Here is a 17,286-nt window from a genome sequence, read left to right as displayed (position 1 = left end):
CCTCAGCGGGCATCGGTGATCGGCCGGGGACCCGACCGGGCGCCCGCCATCAGCTGCTCGACCTGCGCGCCGAGCTGGGCGGCCCGCGCCTCCGCGGACGCCTGCCGGACGATGACCGACTCCACGTTCTCCGTGGTGACCGGCAGGCCGGGGACGTAGACCCAGCCCTCCGGCAGCGGCTCGCCGCTCTTCGCGTGCTCGGCCTGGATCCAGGCGGCGACCGCGGCCTTCAGGTAGTGCTCCGGCGAGACGACCGCGGTGAGGTGCCCGTCGCGCACCCCGGCCAGCGACTGTGCGTCCAGGTCGAACGCGCCGGTCAGCCAGCGCCCGCCCAGCTCGGCCCGGACCGACGCCAGGTTGAACGCGTCCGGGTCGCCGTTGCCGAGGAACGCCAGCGCGTTCGGGTTCGCGCCGGCCAGCCGGGCCCACGCGGCCCGGTTCGCCGGTACGTCCTGCGCGGTGTCGTACGGCCCGGTGACCGTCACGCCGGGCAGCTTCTCCACGAACCGGTCGCGCATGCCCTGGGTTCGGAAGTCCATGGTCGGCACGCCGGGTGCGATCGTACCGAGCACCACGGTCCCGGTCGCGTTCGCCGGCAGCCGGGCGATGATCTCGTCCGCCAGCATCCGGCCCAGTTCGTAGTTGTCGTTGCCGACCAGCAGCGGTACGCCGGACGACGGCGGTGGCTGCACGCCGACCGCGATCAGCTGAATGCCGGCCTTGGTGGCCGCGGCCATCGGCCGGGCGAGCAGCTCGGGGGAGAGCGTGGTGACCGAGATGCCGTCGATCCGGTCGTCCGCCAGCTCCTCGAGCTGCTGTGCCTGGCGTGCGCCGTCGACCACCTGCGGGCCGGAGACCGACATCTCCACACCGGCCACCCGCGCGGCGCCGGCCTGGTAGCCGAGGCCGAGCTCGATCGAGAAGTTCGACGCGGTGTCCGGCACCAGATACGCGATCTTCGGCATCCCCGCACCCCGGGGATCGCCGCACGCGCCGAGCACGGTCAGCCCCGCCAACCCGGCCAGCACCCGACGGCGAGTGGTTCTCATGACCCAATTCAAGCGCCTTTCACACGTTTTGATGGCGAAACGCCGTGAGCCGTGGCCGCGTCAGCGCCGGGAGCGGCGGCGAGCCGGAGGAGCGGAGCGACGGTCATGAACACGGCGGCGAGCCGGGGAGCGGAGCGACGACCGGAAGCACAGAAGCAGATAGCCTCGATGCGTGGGTACGGCGCTGGTGGTGGAGAACGATCCTGCGGACGACGTCCGGCGACTCGGCGAGTGGCTGACCGAGGCGGGCCTGACGCTCGAGATCCGTCGCCCCCATGCGGGCGACGAGCTGCCGGAGACGCTGGACGGTTACGCCGCCCTGGTGGTGCTGGGCGGCGAACAGCACGCCTATCCACCCGGCGCACCCTGGTTCCCCCGGCTGGAGAGCCTGCTCCGCAAGGCCGTCCGGCACCGCACGCCGACGCTCGCGGTCTGCCTCGGCGCGCAACTGCTCGCCACCGCGCACAACGGCACGGTGGCCCGCAGCGCGTCCGGTCCGGAGATCGGCCCGGCGCTGGTCGGCCGGCGGGACGCGGCCGACGCCGACCCGCTGTTCCGGTACGTACCGTTGCTGCCCGATGTTCTGCAGTGGCACGTCGACGAGATCACCGAGCTGCCGCACGGCGCGGTGCTGCTGGCCGCGTCCACCCGCTTCCCGCACCAGGCGTTCCGGCTCGGCGACCGGGCCTGGGGCGTGCAGTTCCACATCGAGTGCGACGCCGACATGATCGCCCGCTGGGCCGCGAACGACGACGGCCTGCTGGCCGGCCTCGGCTACGCGCCACAGGACGTGATCGACGCCTGCGCGGCCGCGCTCGCCGACGTGGAGGAGATCTGGCAGCCGTTCGCGGCCCGGTTCGCCGCGCTGGCGCTCGGCACGCTCTCCGGCGCCGGCCGCTCGCTGCCGCTGCTGGAGCCGTAGATGACCCGCCCCACCAGCGCGCGCCTGGCGCGCTACGGCTTCACGCTGACCGGCACCGGCCCGAAGACGGCCGACCTGCTCGGCGACCTCGGCCTGTGGAACCGGGACGCGCAGGAACCGGCCGACGAGGTCGCCGGTGAGCTGCTCACCGTGCTGTCCCGGACCGCCGACCCGAACCTCGCGCTGCGCCAGCTGCACCGCGTGGTGGAGGCCAGCCCCGCGGAGCCGCCACCGGAGCGGCCGGCGGAGGGCCGGCTGCGCCGCACGCTGCACCTGCGCCGGCACCACGACGAGCCGGCCGACGACAGCCTGCTCGGCACGCTGCGCCGGGACCGCGGCCTGGCCCGGCGGCTGTTCGCGGTGCTCGGCGCGTCCAGCCCGCTCGGTGACGACCTGGTCGCGGACCCGGGCCGGTGGCGCGTGCTGTGCACGGAGAAGACCGGCGTCGCACCGGCCGCGGACGGCACGCTCGAGCTGGACGGCGCACCCACGGTGGCGGCGCTGCGCCGGGCGTACCGGGTGGGGCTGTTGCGGATCGCCGCCGCGGATCTGACGGCGGGCCGCGGGCTGGAGCAGACGATGGCCGCGATCACCGCGTTGGCCGACGCGACGATGTCCGTGGCGTACGAGATGGCCATGGACGAGGTGCCGGCGCACCCGTCGCTCGCCGTGATCGCGATGGGCAAGTGCGGCGCGACCGAGCTCAACTACGTCTCCGACGTCGACGTGATCTTCGTCTGCCGCGGCGACGAGGACCTGTCCGCCGGCACCACGGTCGCGGCCCGGCTGATCGAGATCTGCGGCCAGGTCGCCTGGCAGGTCGACGCCGCGCTGCGGCCGGAGGGCGGCCGCGGCCCGCTGGTCCGGACGCTCGCCAGCCACCTCGCCTACTACCACCGCTGGGCGCGCACCTGGGAGTTCCAGGCGCTGCTCAAGGCGCGGGTCGCGGTCGGCGACCGGGAGCTGGGCGAGGAGTGGCTGACCCAGCTCGGGCCGCTGATCTGGCACGCGGCCGAGCGGCCGGAGGCGGTCGACGACATCCGCAAGATGCGCCGCCGGATCATCGACCAGGTCCCACCGAAGCAGAAGGACCGGGAGATCAAACGCGGCCCCGGCGGCCTGCGCGACATCGAGTTCGCGGTGCAGCTGCTGCAGCTGGTGCACGGCCGGGTGGACGAGTCGCTGCGCGTCGGCGGCACGGTCCCGGCGCTGCGCGCGCTGGTCAACGGCGGCTATGTCGGCCGGCAGGACGGCGAGACGCTGCTGCGCGGCTACCGGTTCCTGCGCGCGGTCGAGCACCGGCTGCAACTGCAGCAGCTGAGCCGGACGCACACCGTGCCGGCCGACGCGGACGCGCAGCGCTGGCTGGCCCAGTCGCTCGGCTACGCGCCGCTGCCCGGCCGGGACGTGATCGAGGCGTTCCGCGCGGACTGGGTCGCACACGCGGCCGGTGTCCGCCGCCTGCACGCCAAGCTGCTCTACCGGCCGCTGCTGGAGTCCGTCGCCCGGGTGCCCGCGGAGGAGCTGCGGATGTACCCGGAGTCGGCCCGCCGCCGCCTCCAGGTGCTCGGCTACGCCGACCCGGCCGGTGCGCTCCGGCACATCGAGGCGCTCACCGGCGGCCTGTCCCGGACCGCGTCGATCCAGCGCACGCTGCTGCCGGTGCTGCTGGAGGAGCTGGCCGACGCGCCCGAGCCGGACCGCGGGCTGCTCAGCTACCGTCAGCTCTCCGACCAGCTCGGCAGCGCCCCCTGGTACCTGCGCCTGCTCCGCGACGAGGGCCCGGTCGTGCGCCGCCTGGCCCGGCTGCTCGGCCTCTCCCGGTACGCGGCCGACCTGCTGGCCCGCGACCCGGAGGCGCTGCGCCTGCTCGCCGACGACGCGGAACTCACGCCGCGCGACCGCGAGGTCCTGGAGCCCGGCTTCGCCGCCGCGGCCGCGCGCCACCTCGCGCCCGCCGACCCCACCCAGGCGATCGGCGCGGTCCGCGCGCTGCGCCGCCGCGAGCTGCTGCGCCTGGCCTGCGCGGACATCCTGGTCAACGCGGCCGACCTGGCCCCGGCCAAGCCGGCCGGCCTGCTCGACATAGCGCGCGGCCTCTCCGCGGTCACCGACGCCACGCTGGCCGCCGCGGTGCGGGTGGCCCGCGAGGTGCACAAGGTCCCGGCCGAGCTGCGATTCACCGTGATCGGCATGGGCCGGCTCGGCGGCGACGAGATGAGCTACTCCTCGGACGCGGACGTGCTGTTCGTGTTCGACGGCGGCGAGGCCGCCGCCGCGCACGCGGTCGCGGAGGAGCTGCGCCGGCTGCTCGGCATGCCCGCGCACGACCCGCCGCTCGGCATCGACGCGGACCTGCGCCCGGAGGGCCGGCAGGGCCCGCTGGTGCGCAGCCTCGCCGCGTACCGCTCGTACTACGACCGCTGGTCCAAGGTCTGGGAGGCGCAAGCGCTGCTCCGCGCGCGGTACGTCTGTGGCGATCCGGACCTCGGCGCCGAGTTCCTGGCACTGGCCGGCACGCTGCGCTACCCGGACGGCGGGCTCAGCCGCGAACAGGTCACCGAGATCCGCCGGATCAAGGCCCGGGTGGAGAACGAGCGGCTGCCGCGCGGCGCCGACCCGGCCACCCACACCAAGCTCGGCCGCGGCGGGCTCGCCGACGTCGAGTGGGCCGTGCAGCTGCTCCAGCTGCGGCACGCGCACGCGGTGCCGGGGCTGCGTTCCACCCGGACGCTGGACGCACTCGGCGCGGCCCGCGACGCCGGCCTGGTCGACGCCGCGGACACGGCCGCGCTGCGGGCCGGCTGGACGCTCGCGGCCGAGGTGCGCAACGCGCTCACGCTCGTCCGCGGCCGGCCCACCGACCAGCTGCCCCGGCACGGCCCGGAGCTGGCCGGCGTGGTCCAGCTGCTCGGCGCGAACGACCCGCAGGAGTTCGTCGACGACTATCTGCGCACCACGCGGCGGGCGCGGGCCGCGACCGAGCGCGTGATGGAGTCCTGAGATGAGTCGTTCGTCATCCGATCCGATGGGCCGGGCGCGGGTGGCTTAGCCTTTCTGGCGGCAATGCCGACGACCCGGAAGCAGATCTCACCGTGACCATCGCACCGCCCGCTGTGAAGAAGCCGCTCGCCCTGCTGACGGTGGCACGCTGGTCCGGGTTCGCCGGTGCGGTGATGCTGGGCGTCGCGGCCTACCTCGGCGGCGCGCTGCCGGTGCCGCAGCCGGCCTGGGTCTCGCCGCGCACGATCTGGCTGTCCGAGAACGGCCCGGCCTCGGTGATCCTCTACTTCGCCGGCCTGATCCTGGTGCTGCTCGCCTGGTGGCGGGCCCGGGCCGGTGACCTGACCGTGCGCTGGGTCGCGGTGACCGCGGCGCTGTGGTCGCTGCCGCTGCTCGTCGCGCCGCCGCTGGCCAGCCGGGACGTCTACCCGTACTCGTGCCAGGGGGAGATCTTCGCGGCCGGCATCGATCCGTACCGCAACGGCGTCGCCGCGCTGCCCTGCGAGTGGCTGGACCTGGTCACGCCGATGTGGCGGGAGACCCCGGCACCGTACGGTGCGGTCTTCATGGCGGTCGCCGGCCTGGTCGCGCACCTCACCGGGACGCTCTGGGCCTCGCTCGCCGGGTTCCGGGCCGCCGCGGTGCTCGGTCTCGTCCTGGCCGCGGTCAGCCTGCCCGCGCTGGCCCGCCGCGCCGGTGCCGACCCGGCCCGCACGCTCTGGTTCGGCCTGGCCACGCCGCTGGTCGGCGTCCACCTGCTGTCCGGCTCGCACAACGACGCGCTGATGCTCGGCCTGTTCCTGGCCGGTCTCGCGGTCACGCCGCACCCCGCGACCGCCCGCGACGCCGGGTGGTGGCTCCGGCTGGCCGCCGCCGGCGCGCTGATCGGCCTGTCCGTCGGCGTCAAGGGCACCGCGCTGGTCGTGCTCCCGTTCGCCGCGCTGCTGGCGATCGGTGCCCCGTTCCGCTGGCGCGCGCTCTGGCCGGTCGCGGCCGTGCTCACCGGCGGCGCCGTGGCCGCGCTGGCCGGCACCACGCTCGCGGCCGGCCTCGACTTCGGCTGGCTGGCCGCGCTCTCCAGCACCGGCGACTCGGTGGTCTGGCAGTCCCCGCCGACCGCGGCCGGGCTGACCATCGAGTGGCTGATCCGGATGGTCGGCATCAAGAGCAAGGTCTACGGCTTCTTCCGCGTGGTCGCGCTGGTGCTGCTGGTCCCGGTGCTGGTCGCGATCTGGTGGCGAGCCCGCCGGGACCAGACCGACGCGACGGTGCTGCACCACGCCGGCCTGGCCCTCGCGGCCACGCTCGCGCTCTCCCCGGTCGTCAACATCTGGTACATGACCTGGCCGATCGCGCTCCTCGCGATCGCCGCCGCCTCCGGCCGGGGCCTGCTCGGCATCACGTTCGTCACGGTCGGCGGCCTGTTCCTGATCATGCCGGACGGCACCGGACTGGCCTATTTCACCCGCATCCCGGGTGCGCCGCTGATGCTCGCGTTCTCGATCTGGTTCGTGGTCCGGCTCGTCCGCCGCCTGCGCGAGGAGCGCCGGCCGGACCCCACCGGCGGAACCGGACCGGCGTCACCCGCGGCCACCGCCTAGCCTGTGTCGAAGTGGGATGCCGGGCTCCGGCGAGGCCCAGGCGCCGCCTGGCAGCACGTCGCTTCGACCCCCACTTCGATACAGGCTCTGGCGTCGGCTCGCGCCTCGGCCGGCTCCCGTGCCGGGCGCTTCGCGTCCGAGACAGCACCACAAGGTGACCAGGCTACGGACGGCCCGCAGCGAATCCGGCACGCCGTCGTCGCCCGACATCGTGCGACGAACCCTTCGGGTGGCGCGCAGCCGCGGCCGCCGGATCGTTGACCGATGCGCGCCGCGGTCGTCGCCGCGATCCGGGTTTCGGCGGCAGGCCGGTGTACGCGGGTGTCACCATCGGCAGATGGAGGCTTTCGAGGAGGCCGTGACCGCGCTGCACACCGCCGTGCTCACCGCCTGGAACAACCGCGACGCCGCCGCCTTCGCCGCATACTTCGCATCCGGCGGCCACCTGATCGGCTTCGACGGCAGCCAGGTCCCGGCCGCGGAGATCGCGGCACACCTGCGCCCGGTCTTCTCCGGCCACGCGACCGCCACCTACGTCTGGAAGGTCCGCGAGGTGCACGCCCTGGCCGGTGGGGTGGCGCTGCTCCGGGCGATCGCCGGCATGCTGCCCCCGGGCGCGGAGGTCCCACATCCGGCCCTGAACGCGGTCCAGTCCCTGCTCGCCGTCCACGACCCCGCGGGCTGGCGCATCGCGCTGCTCCAGAACACACCCGCCCAGTACCACGAGCGCCCCGACCTCGCCGAGTCACACACCGCCGAGCTCACCGCTCCGTGACCGGTCCGCCGGCGTTACGCGTACCGGCTGGCGATCGTGGTGGCGCGGGTGTGCAGGGCGGTGCGCAGCGACGGCGGGGACAGGGCTTCGGCGTGTGTGCCGAGTTGCCACAGCGCCCACTCGGCGTGCCAGGAGTCCTGGTAGGTCAGTTCGAGGTGTGGCCAGCCATCGACGCCGGGTTGTTCGGCGCGGACGGCCACCGCGGTGCTCACCAGGGCCTCGCGGTGTGCCGGGTCGACGCGGACCAGCACGGTGAGGTGGCCGTCGGCGAGGAACCGGGCGCAGCGGTCGCGCCAGAGCCGGTCCAGGTCGACGTGCTCCGGTCGTTCCGCCGGTTCGGGAAGACATTCGGCGGCCCGCACCCGGGACATCCGGTACGTGCGGTCGTTGCCGGATCTGATGGCCAGCAGGTAGGCGCGGTCGCGCACGGTGACCAGGCCGACAGGGTCCACGGTGCGCCACCGGGGCGTCTCGCCGGCGGCCGCGTACCACAGACGCAACCGGCGCCCGGCCAGCACCGCGCGCCGCACCTCGGCCATCGCCGTGTCCGGCACGTCCTCGGTGACCGGGCGGCGGGAGAGCAGGTCCGTCTCCGGCTCGACCAGGAAACGCCGGGCCGCCTCGCCGGCGGTGGCCAGGTGGCCGTCGGGCAGCGCGTCGACCACCTTGCGCACGGCCGAGGCGAGCGCCGGGCCGAGGCCGAACGCTCGCTCGCGGCGGCCTGATCCAGCGGCCAGCAGCGCGAGCGTCTCGTCGTGATTGAGCCCGGTCAGCTCGGTCCGGAAGCCGGGCAGCAGCGCGTAGCCGCCGTGCCGGCCGCGCTCGGCGTAGACCGGGACACCGGCGGTGGAGAGTGCCTCGATGTCGCGCAGCACGGTGCGGGTGGACACCTCAAGCTCGCGGGCCAGCGCGTCCGCGGTCATCCGGCCGTGCCGGCGCAGCAGCAGGATCAGCGAGACGAGTCGATCGGCGCGCATCGGGCGACTCTACCGAGATATGTGACAGAGGATGGCGTGATTTACCGGCAGGCTGCATTTCGGACGGCGGCGGCGGATGTCGCGCCGATGGACGGACGGAGTCGATGTGGCAGTGGAACGCGTGGCGGTCAACCCGGTGACGTGGTCGGCGGAACTCGGGTTCAACCAGGGCGAGATGGTCTCCGGACAGACCCGGACGCTGTACTGCTCCGGGCAGACCGCGATGGACGCCGACGGCCGGCCGCGGCACGACGGTGACATGGCGGCGCAGCTCGCGCTCAGCCTGGACAACCTGGAGGCGGTGCTGGACGGGGCCGGTATGTCGCTGGCGAACCTGGTCCGGCTCACCGTCTACACCACGGACGTCGATCTGCTGTTCCCGCACTACGGCGTGCTGGCGGCACGGCTGGCCGCCGCCGGGGTGGCACCGGCCACGACGATGCTCGGCGTGACTCGGCTGGCGATCCCGGGGCAGCTGGTCGAACTGGAGGGCACCGCCGTCGCCTGAGCGGCGTGCGGTTCTTCGGAATCGGCATCGGCACCGGCAGGGAGGAGCGCCAGCGACGACCGGGGCCCGCGGGAGCATACGGGCCGCACCCCGCCGGAAGCGGGAAAATCTTCGAAGTTCTATTGGACCGGTACGTGCCGCTCCAGCGCGGCGATCGCGGCGCCCCGGGCGCCGGCCATGTCCAGGTCCGGGACCAGCGCGAAGGTCGCGACCGCGGCCTGTTCGGCGCGGAGCAGCGTGTGTTCGCGGACGGTCTTGATGAACCACTCGCGGAAGTGCGGCTGGGTCTCGACCACGCCGCCGCCGACGAAGTAGGCGTGCGGGTCGGTGAAGTTCGCGGCGACCGTGAAGAGGCGGCCGATCGCGGTGGCCTGCTGGGCGAAGACGCGCAGCGCCATCTCGTCGCCGGCCTCGGCCAGGCCGCGCAGCTTCTTCGCGGCGGCCAGGATGGACGGTTCGGCGTGCAGCGGATGGTCCGGGTAGCGGGACAGCCAGTACGGGAGGAGGTTCTGGGCGATGCCGGTGAGTGACGCGATGCTCTCCGAGTCGCCGGTGAAACCGCAGTTGCAGAGCGGTAGCGGCTGGTCGTCCTCGATCAGGCCGTGCAGCGGGATCGTGACGTGGCCGAGCTCGCCGGCCATGCCCGCGGCGCCCTTGACGACCTGGCCGTTCTCGACCACGCCGCCGCCGAGGCCGGTTCCGACGATCGCGGAGATGGACGAGGTGTCCGCGGCGGCGGCGCCGAAGTAGACGTGGTGGGCGTAGAGCGCGGCCGCGTTGCCGTCGTTGTTGTAGACGACCGGCAGGCCGAGCCGGGCCTCGAGCGCGCCGCGGATGTCGAAGCCGTGCCAGGCGGGCTCGGAGAAGTTCGTCGAGCCCTTCTGCGAGATCACGCCGTCCGCGGTGGCGGGGCCGGGCGTGTCCAGGCCGACCGCGACGACCGCCTCGCGCTGGACGCCGGTGACGGCCAGGATGTTGTCGAGCGCGTCGGAGAGCGCGGTGACGGCCTGCTCCGGGCCTTCCTTGACCCGGCTGGGGATCTCCACCATCCGGTCGACCAGGAACTCGCCGGCCGCGGTCAGGATGGTCGCGTTGTTCGCGGTGCCGCCGTTGTCGAGCCCGACGACCACCGGTCCGTTCACCAACACCATCGTCGCCTCCGCCCGCGCGCCGGAACCCTGCCCGCATCGTACCGACGATCTTCCCCGGCGGAGACCGATCGGCCCCCGGGATGACCGGGGGCCGATCGCGTGGCTCAGCGGGCGAGCGGGAGGCCCTGCTTGTCCGTGAACTTGCCGGTGACGATCAGGATCAGGTCGATCAGCCACCAGAGGCCAAAGCCACCGAGGGTGATCAGCATCAGGATGCCGGTGCCGATCTTGCCAACGTAGAACCGGTGGATGCCCAGCGTGCCGAGGAAGATCTCGAGCAGCAGGGCGACGACCCAGGACTTCTGACCGGCGGCGACGGGGGTGGTGGACATGATTCTGGTATCTCCTAGCTGAAAGTTCCCTGGAAAATCGATGCACAATAACGGGACCGGGTGCTCATCGGCAACAGGTCTTCGGCTCATTGCTAATGTTCTGCCGGTCGGCAATGCGCGGGGGAGGCGAATCGATGGCGTCCGTCGGATTCAGGGGCGACCTCTCCCAGGCATTCCGCGCCAGAATCCCGATTCTCTACGTCGAGTCCTACGAGGAACATCGCGCGCTCGCCGAAATCGCCGCGGTCGCCCGGGACCCGGAACTGGTCCGTACCCCGCGGGCATTGCTGACCTGGTCGCCGACGAGCGGACTGATCCAGCCGGACGGCACCGCCCGGCGCGGCGCGATCGATCCGGAGGACGCGCTCGTCGCCGCGCTGCGCACCGAGGAACCCAGCGTCTTCGTCTTCTGCGACCTGCACGGCACGCTCGGCCCCGCGGTCGTCCGGCTGCTCCGCGACGTCGCGGTCGCGTTCCGGGCCGGCCCGGTCCCACGCACGCTGATCATCCTGGCCCCGGCCCTGCACATCCCGCACGACCTGGAGAAGGAGGTCTCCATCCTGGACTTCCCGCTCCCGGCCGAGACCGAGATCCGGGCACTGCTGGACCGCATGATCGACGACAACGTGGCCACCGGGCGGATCACGGTCACGCTCACCCCCGGCGACCGGGAGCGCTTCGCGAAGGCCGCGCTCGGCCTCACGCTGCACGAGGCGGAGAACGCGTTCGCCCGCGCCATGGTGGACGACGCGGTGCTGGCCCCGGCCGACCTCGCGGTCGTCCACGAGGAGAAGCGCCAGGCGGTACGCAAGTCCGGCCTGCTGGAGTTCGTCGAGCCGCACACCGGGCTGGCCGACGTCGGCGGCCTGGAGAACCTGAAGCGCTGGCTGCTGCGCCGCGACGGCACCTGGCTCGACGAGGCCGCCGCCTGGGGCCTGCCCGCGCCGCGCGGCGTGCTGATCACCGGCGTGCCCGGCTGCGGCAAGTCGCTCACCGCGAAGGCGGTCGCGGCCGGCTGGGGCCTGCCGCTGCTCCGCCTGGACATGGGACGCGTGTTCAGCGGCCTGGTCGGCTCGTCCGAGCAGAACATGCGCACCGCGATCCGCGCGGCCGAGGCCACGTCGCCGTGTGTGCTCTGGGTCGACGAGATCGAGAAAGGGCTCGCCGCGTCCGGCTCGGGTTCCGGCTCCGGCGACAACACCGGCACCGGCGCGCGGGTGTTCGGCACGTTCCTCACCTGGCTGCAGGAGAAGACCCGCCCGGTCTTCGTGATGGCCACCGCGAACGACATCGCCCGCCTCCCCGCCGAACTGCTCCGCAAGGGACGCTTCGACGAGATCTTCTTCGTCGACCTGCCCACCGGCCCGGAACGCACCGCGATCTGGACCGTCCACCTGAACCGCCGCCTCAGCCGCCCGGCCGTCGCCGGCCGCCTCGACCTCACGCCGGCGCTGCTGACCGAGCTGACCAAGCTCACCGACGGCTTCTCCGGCGCCGAGATCGAGCAGGCCGTGGTGTCCGCGCTCTACGACGCGTTCGCGCAGCGACGTCCGCTGGAGCGCGAGGACCTGGTGCGCGCGGTCACCAACACGGTGCCGCTCAGCGTGACGCAGGCGGAACGGATAACCGCGATCCGCTCCTGGGCCGCGGACCGCGCGGTCGCCGCGACCGCGCCGGAGGACTGGGACATGGGCACCGGCAACGGCCGCGCCGTAGAGTTCTGATCTCTGGCCGGTCTGCGTCTCGGAGGGTCGTCGCGGTGAGTTGGTGGCAGCGTTTTACCGGGTCCGAAGCCCCACCACCCCGTCATGACGAGTCACCGTCGTTCTGGCCGATGGCCGCGCCGCGCCCGGCCCGCCCGGTGCCGGCGCCCCCGTCCGCGCCCTCGCCCGGGCTGCCCGCCGCGTCCTCACCCGCCGCCGACGACCAGCTGGTGCTGCCGCCGATGCCGCCCGGCACCCGCCCGCCCACGTTCGTCGACCGGGTGGACGTCAACGCCGCGACCGCCGACGAACTCACCGTCCTGCCCGGCCTCACCCCCACCGGCGTGGCCCGCGCCGTCGACCTGCGCGAACTCGGCGGCCCGTTCACCGACGTGGACGAGTTCTTCACGGCCGCCGGCGTCGACCCGGCCGGCCAGCCCCGCCTGCGGGGCCTGCTCGCCTGCCACCCACCACACCGGCCGTACGACCGCAGCGCGCCGTACGTCCCGGAGACCCGCATCCTGGACGTCTGACTCCCGGCGGGTACCGGCTGATCGCAATACTGCCGTACGTGAATGAATCCCCGGTGGGGAGTGATGGGCCGACCATGCTCCGAAACGGGTGAAGGCCGAGCCCTCCAGGGCTCGGCCTTCACCGTTCAGCTGCTCAGGCGTGGCCTGGATCAGCAGTCGTAGTACATCGCGAACTCGTGCGGGGTCGGGCGCAGGCGGACCGCGTCGACCTCGTTGGCGCGCTTGTAGTCGATCCAGGTCTCGATCAGGTCCTCGGTGAAGACGCCGCCCGCGGTGAGGTACTCGTGGTCGGACTCCAGCTTGTCGAGCACGGCGTCGAGGGAGCCCGGCACCTGCTTGACGTTGGCGACCTCCTCCGGCGGCAGGTCGTAGAGGTCCTTGTCGATCGGGGCCGGCGGCTCGATCTTGTTCTTGATGCCGTCCAGGCCGGCCAGCAGCATGGCGGAGAACGCCAGGTACGGGTTGCTCGACGGGTCCGGCACGCGGAACTCGACGCGCTTGGCCTTCGGGTTGGTGCCGGTGACCGGGATGCGGGTGCAGGCGGACCGGTTACGCGCCGAGTAGACCAGGTTGACCGGCGCCTCGAAGCCGGGCACCAGGCGACGGTACGAGTTGACCGTCGGGTTGGTGAACGCGAGCAGCGACGGCGCGTGGGTCAGCAGACCGCCGATGTACCACCGGGCCGTGTCGGAGAGGCCGCCGTAGCCGGTCTCGTCGTAGAACAGCGGCTCGCCGTTCGCCCACAGCGACTGGTGGGTGTGCATGCCCGAGCCGTTGTCGCCGAACAGCGGCTTCGGCATGAACGTGGCGGTCTTGCCCTCGGCCCACGCCGTGTTCTTCACGATGTACTTGAACAGCTGGACCTGGTCACCGGAGTGCAGCAGCGTCGAGAACTTGTAGTTGATCTCGGCCTGGCCGGCGGTGCCGACCTCGTGGTGCGCCCGCTCGATGGTGAAGCCCGAGCCGATCAGGTTGGTGACCATCTTGTCGCGCAGGTCGGCGTAGTGGTCGACCGGCGGGACCGGGAAGTAGCCGCCCTTGTACGCGGTCTTGTAACCGCGGTTGCCGCCCGGCTCCTCCTTGCCGGAGTTCCACCAACCCTCGATCGAGTCGATGTGGTAGAACGCCTCGTTCGCGGAGGTGCTGTGGCGGATCGAGTCGAAGATGTAGAACTCCGCCTCGGCGCCGAAGTACGCCGTGTCCGCGATGCCGGAGGAGGCGAGGTAGGCCTCGGCCTTCTTGGCGACGTTGCGCGGGTCGCGCGAGTACGGCTCGCGCGTGAACGGGTCGTGGATGAAGAAGTTCAGCGCGACCGTCTTCGCGATCCGGAACGGGTCGATGAAGGCGGAGGCGACGTCCGGCAGCAGCAGCATGTCGGACTCGTGGATGGCCTGGAACCCGCGGATCGAGGACCCGTCGAAGGCGAGGCCGTCGGAGAAGACGGAGTCGTCGAAGGACTCCACCGGGACCGTGAAGTGCTGCATCACGCCCGGCAGGTCACAAAAACGGATATCGACGAACTTAACGTCCTCATCCTTGAGGTATCGCAGGAGCTCCTCGGAATTGGCGAACACACGTCCTCCTGGCACGTCCACTTTTGGCTAGGCTGGTCGCGACCGTATGGCTACCGGGTTGCCCGAGCATGTCTCGATTGTTTCTGCCATGTTACGACCGTGTACTGCCGGATTATGGCCCGAACAGCCGCTCGGTCACGGCCTGAACGGACCATACAGGTCACCCGCCGCCCCGTGTCACGGCTCCCGAATACTGACGGTTAACCTCGGAGTTGTGGCCGCGAACCCTGTGAATAAGCAAGGAAAGTCGAATGATCCGTCGAACGGTGAAATCGAACTTCCGACGCTCGGCCGTCGATTCGGCGCCCTCGCCATCGACTGGGCGCTCTGTCTTCTCGTCGCGAATCTCTACGGTGAACCGACCCGCGACGGCTGGTCCCCGGTCGTCGCACTGATCTTCATCTACACGGTCTTCGCCGGCTTCTTCGCACAGACCCCCGGCATGGCCCTGACCCGCATCGCGGTGGTCGACGTCGACCGCGGCGGCCCGATCGGCCCGCTCCGCGGCCTGCTCCGCGGCGTCCTGATCTGCCTGGTCCTGCCGATGCTCGTGCTCGACGACCGCCGCCGCGGCCTGCACGACCGCCTGGCTCGCTCGATCGTCCTACCGGCACCGAAGAAAACCCTGTAAAGGCGGATATACCCGCTTCCGGCGTGGTGCGGCCCGCATGCTCCCGCGGGCACCGGTCGTCGCTGGCGCTCCTCCCTGCCGGCCCCGCCGTGGCCGACGAAACCCAGGTGTCCGCGGCGGCTGCACGCGCGCGGGGCGCTGCGATGCCCATGGTGCCCGAACGTGCCCTCGGGGCACCGCGGCGCGCGGGCCTGTTTGCGCTGCCCGGGTGCGCCGAGGTGCCTGTGTGCACCGCGGCGGGCCGGTGATCCCGGCCTCCGTCGAGCGTTCGCCGGTGTGACGGAGGCCGGGATCGCGGCGGCGCGTGTGAGTGGCGCGAGGGATCAGCGGCCGGCGGCGGTGAGCTGGTCGGCGGTGGTGACGACGTGGTCGACCATGCCGTACTCGCGGGCCTGCTCGGCGGTGAACCAGCGGTCGCGGTCCCAGTCCTGGGCGATCTGCTCCGGGGTCTGGCCGGTGTGCTTCGCGGTCAGTTCCAGCTGGGTGCGGCGGACGTGCAGCATGCTCTGTGCCTGGATGGCGATGTCCGCGCTGGTGCCGCCGATGCCGCCGGCCACCTGATGCATCATGATCCGCGCGTGTGGCAGCGCGTAGCGCTTGCCGGCCGTACCGGCGCAGAGCAGGAACTGGCCCATCGACGCGGTCATGCCGAGCGCGACCGTGGCCACGTCGTTGCGGATGAAACGCATGGTGTCGTAGACGGCCATGCCGGCGCTGACCGAGCCACCGGGGGAGTTGATGTAGAGCACGATGTCGCGCTCCGGGTCGTCCGCGGAGAGCAGCAGCATCTGTGCGCAGATCGTGTTGGCGATGGCGTCGTCGACCTCACGGCCGAGGAAGATGATCCGCTCGCGCAGGAGGCGCTCGAAGACCTGGCCCTCGAACAGGCCCGGTCCCGTGGTCTCGGCGCTCTTGGAGACCGGCTGGGGATGGACGGAGTGCATGGCACGCTCCCGAAAGTCCGGGGGTGGGACGGGCCCACCCGGTCGCTTTCGTTCAGCGTGCGGCGCTCATCCCCGTACCCTCGAAGGTTTCTCCTGAGCGGAGAATCGCTTCCAGCGCAACGGAGACGCGCAGCCGCCCGGCGTTGCCGCCGCAGAGCCGAGCGGCACTGCGCGGCGCACCGGCGGATCCATGGACCGAGGCCATCGCACGGGGCGCGGAACCGGCCGAGGCGCGGGGCGCGATGCGGCGCGGGTCGGTGCGGGCCAGCTCGCGGCGGGCCTCGTCGAGCAGGTCGCCGAGGCCGATGCCGAGCGCACGGCAGATCGCGGCCAGGATCTCCGACGAGGCCTCCTTGCGGCCGCGCTCGATCTCCGAGAGGTACGGCAGGGAGACGTCGGCGTCGCGAGCCACGTCCTGCAGCGTGCGGCCCTGAGCGAGCCGGAGCCGGCGCAGGACGGACCCGATGATGCGGCGCAACAGCGGCACTGCGAACCTCCCGATGCCTGTCAGCGGCCGCGCGTCTGGCGGAACTGGCCCTTGCTGGGACGCATGTTCTTCGGGATCGCGCCCTTCGGCATCTGCGGGCGGGCGAACAGCGCCGCGAGCCGCTTGTCGAGCGCGTTGACCTCGGCGCCGGAGATGTCGCGCGGCAGGCGCAGCAGCGTCATCCGCAGCTTGCGGATGGACAGCTCACCCTCGCCGGTGCCGATGACGTAGTCGTGCAGCGGTGCGTTGCCGATCACCTTCGACAGGCGCCGCTTCTCCGCGCCGAGCAGGCCGCGGACCTTGGCCGGGTCGCCCTCGCCGACCAGGATCACGCCGGGCCGGCCGATCACGATGTGCACCATGTCGAAGCTGGTGGTGGAGCTGGCCGCCGGGCGCACCCGCCAGTCGCCGCGCATCTGCTCCAGGATCGACGCGGCGGCGCCGGGCTGGCCCTCGGCCGCGGTCATCATCGCGCTGTTCGACCGGACGCTCAGCACGACCAGCGCGGCCAGCGGTGCGAGCAGGAACAGCAGGATGACCGTGAAGACGCCCCAGCCGAGCAGGATGGCCAGCACGGCGAGCGCGATCGGGATCACCAGCGCGGCCGCGAGCAGCGGCGCGAACCACTTGTCGTGCTTCGCGGTGAACTGGAACACCATCCCGATCTGCTTCAGCCGCTGGCCGAACGAGACCTTCTCCTGGGGCTTTGCCATGGGTCGAGTCTACGGTGCCGCGCCAGCGCTTCGCGCGCCCGTCCGGGCCGCGGCTTCGTAAGTACCTTACAGCGAATACGGCCCTTACTCAGCCCGGCTAAGACATGCCTAAGGCGCCGATATCGCCCACGAATGCGGCGTCCGCCCCATGCGCGGCTGGTGCCTTCCCGAGAAACGTGGACGTCAGCACACCGGCGCACCACGACGGAAGGCGGACACCATGTTCTCGAACTCGGACCTGATCCTGGCGCTGCACCGCTCCCGCGAGGCCGACCTGATCCGCGCCGCACGCGCGGACTCGGTCGCCGCCCGGGCCCGCCGCAGGGTCGCGCGATGGCATCCACGCCGTCCAGGACCTGCCCCGATGCAGCCGTGAACCGGCG

The 17,286-nt window shown here is 72.3% G+C and carries 16 protein-coding genes and 1 pseudogene; 9 read left to right on the top strand and 8 right to left on the bottom strand.

All coding sequences use genetic code 11. The features are described from left to right. Positions 1-2: 2 nt before the first annotated feature. Positions 3-1,049, bottom strand: coding sequence for a sugar ABC transporter substrate-binding protein (locus J2S42_RS13270; RefSeq protein ID WP_307239017.1), 1,047 nt, complete (start codon positions 1,047-1,049; stop codon positions 3-5). Positions 1,050-1,221: 172 nt separating this feature from the next. Here J2S42_RS13270 and J2S42_RS13265 point away from each other — a divergent pair, with 172 nt between their 5' ends. From J2S42_RS13265 to J2S42_RS13250, 4 genes are all read left to right on the top strand, one after another. Beyond that, positions 1,222-1,971: a type 1 glutamine amidotransferase gene (locus J2S42_RS13265; RefSeq protein ID WP_307239015.1), complete on the top strand. Its 750-nt coding sequence runs from the start codon at positions 1,222-1,224 to the stop codon at positions 1,969-1,971. Then, positions 1,972-4,974 carry a bifunctional [glutamine synthetase] adenylyltransferase/[glutamine synthetase]-adenylyl-L-tyrosine phosphorylase gene (locus tag J2S42_RS13260; protein WP_307239013.1) on the top strand — a complete coding sequence of 1,001 codons (3,003 nt, stop codon included), beginning with the start codon at positions 1,972-1,974 and terminating at the stop codon, positions 4,972-4,974. Between the two features lie 92 nt (positions 4,975-5,066). Continuing rightward, positions 5,067-6,575 (top strand): polyprenol phosphomannose-dependent alpha 1,6 mannosyltransferase MptB, encoded by a 1,509-nt coding sequence (gene mptB / locus J2S42_RS13255; protein ID WP_307239011.1) that lies wholly within the window; start codon positions 5,067-5,069, stop codon positions 6,573-6,575. Positions 6,576-6,912: 337 nt separating this feature from the next. After that, on the top strand, positions 6,913-7,350 hold the full coding sequence (locus J2S42_RS13250) for an SgcJ/EcaC family oxidoreductase (protein ID WP_307239009.1): 438 nt from the start codon (positions 6,913-6,915) through the stop codon (positions 7,348-7,350). Positions 7,351-7,364: 14 nt separating this feature from the next. On the opposite strand, the gene J2S42_RS13245 is transcribed toward J2S42_RS13250, so the two are convergent. Further along, entirely contained in the window at positions 7,365-8,327 is a 963-nt protein-coding gene (locus J2S42_RS13245) for a helix-turn-helix transcriptional regulator (RefSeq protein WP_307239007.1), read from the bottom strand. Positions 8,328-8,433: 106 nt separating this feature from the next. Here J2S42_RS13245 and J2S42_RS13240 point away from each other — a divergent pair, with 106 nt between their 5' ends. Next, positions 8,434-8,835 (top strand): RidA family protein, encoded by a 402-nt coding sequence (locus J2S42_RS13240; RefSeq protein WP_307239004.1) that lies wholly within the window; start codon positions 8,434-8,436, stop codon positions 8,833-8,835. 119 nt (positions 8,836-8,954) lie between these two features. Here J2S42_RS13240 and J2S42_RS13235 read toward each other — a convergent pair whose 3' ends face one another. Both J2S42_RS13235 and J2S42_RS13230 read right to left on the bottom strand, forming a co-directional pair. After that, positions 8,955-9,986 carry an ROK family protein gene (locus tag J2S42_RS13235; protein ID WP_307239002.1) on the bottom strand — a complete coding sequence of 344 codons (1,032 nt, stop codon included), beginning with the start codon at positions 9,984-9,986 and terminating at the stop codon, positions 8,955-8,957. Between the two features lie 104 nt (positions 9,987-10,090). After that, on the bottom strand, positions 10,091-10,318 hold the full coding sequence (locus J2S42_RS13230) for a TM2 domain-containing protein (RefSeq protein WP_307239000.1): 228 nt from the start codon (positions 10,316-10,318) through the stop codon (positions 10,091-10,093). Positions 10,319-10,452: 134 nt separating this feature from the next. Here J2S42_RS13230 and J2S42_RS13225 point away from each other — a divergent pair, with 134 nt between their 5' ends. Together J2S42_RS13225 and J2S42_RS13220 are read left to right on the top strand one after the other, a co-directional pair. Then, positions 10,453-12,042, top strand: coding sequence for a Ycf46 family AAA ATPase (locus J2S42_RS13225; protein ID WP_307238999.1), 1,590 nt, complete (start codon positions 10,453-10,455; stop codon positions 12,040-12,042). Positions 12,043-12,152: 110 nt separating this feature from the next. After that, on the top strand, positions 12,153-12,554 hold the full coding sequence (locus J2S42_RS13220; RefSeq protein WP_307238997.1) for a ComEA family DNA-binding protein: 402 nt from the start codon (positions 12,153-12,155) through the stop codon (positions 12,552-12,554). A gap of 149 nt (positions 12,555-12,703) precedes the next feature. On the opposite strand, the gene glnA is transcribed toward J2S42_RS13220, so the two are convergent. Beyond that, complete coding sequence (gene glnA, locus J2S42_RS13215; RefSeq protein ID WP_307238995.1) at positions 12,704-14,128, bottom strand: type I glutamate--ammonia ligase; 1,425 nt, start codon at positions 14,126-14,128, stop codon at positions 12,704-12,706. A gap of 229 nt (positions 14,129-14,357) precedes the next feature. Between glnA and J2S42_RS13210 the strand changes: the two genes are divergently transcribed. After that, a complete protein-coding gene (locus J2S42_RS13210; RefSeq protein ID WP_307248739.1) occupies positions 14,358-14,759 on the top strand; it encodes an RDD family protein in 402 nt (133 codons plus the stop codon). Between the two features lie 323 nt (positions 14,760-15,082). On the opposite strand, the gene J2S42_RS13205 is transcribed toward J2S42_RS13210, so the two are convergent. The 3 genes and pseudogenes from J2S42_RS13205 to J2S42_RS13195 all read right to left on the bottom strand — a co-directional run bounded on the left by J2S42_RS13205 (position 15,083) and on the right by J2S42_RS13195 (position 16,903). Then, positions 15,083-15,703 carry a ClpP family protease gene (locus J2S42_RS13205; protein ID WP_307238993.1) on the bottom strand — a complete coding sequence of 207 codons (621 nt, stop codon included), beginning with the start codon at positions 15,701-15,703 and terminating at the stop codon, positions 15,083-15,085. 136 nt (positions 15,704-15,839) lie between these two features. Beyond that, positions 15,840-16,190: pseudogene (locus tag J2S42_RS13200) on the bottom strand (helix-turn-helix domain-containing protein); the annotation flags it as partial. A gap of 20 nt (positions 16,191-16,210) precedes the next feature. Then, positions 16,211-16,903 (bottom strand): DUF4191 domain-containing protein, encoded by a 693-nt coding sequence (locus tag J2S42_RS13195; protein ID WP_307238991.1) that lies wholly within the window; start codon positions 16,901-16,903, stop codon positions 16,211-16,213. Positions 16,904-17,123: 220 nt separating this feature from the next. Between J2S42_RS13195 and J2S42_RS13190 the strand changes: the two genes are divergently transcribed. Further along, positions 17,124-17,279: a hypothetical protein gene (locus J2S42_RS13190; protein WP_307238989.1), complete on the top strand. Its 156-nt coding sequence runs from the start codon at positions 17,124-17,126 to the stop codon at positions 17,277-17,279. The last annotated feature ends 7 nt before the right edge of the window (positions 17,280-17,286 follow it).

Source organism: Catenuloplanes indicus (assembly GCF_030813715.1).
In the GTDB taxonomy this organism is placed as follows: Bacteria; Actinomycetota; Actinomycetes; order Mycobacteriales; family Micromonosporaceae; genus Catenuloplanes; species Catenuloplanes indicus.
Note: the sequence above shows the minus strand (reverse complement) of the source record. Positions and strands in the feature narration are given on the sequence as shown.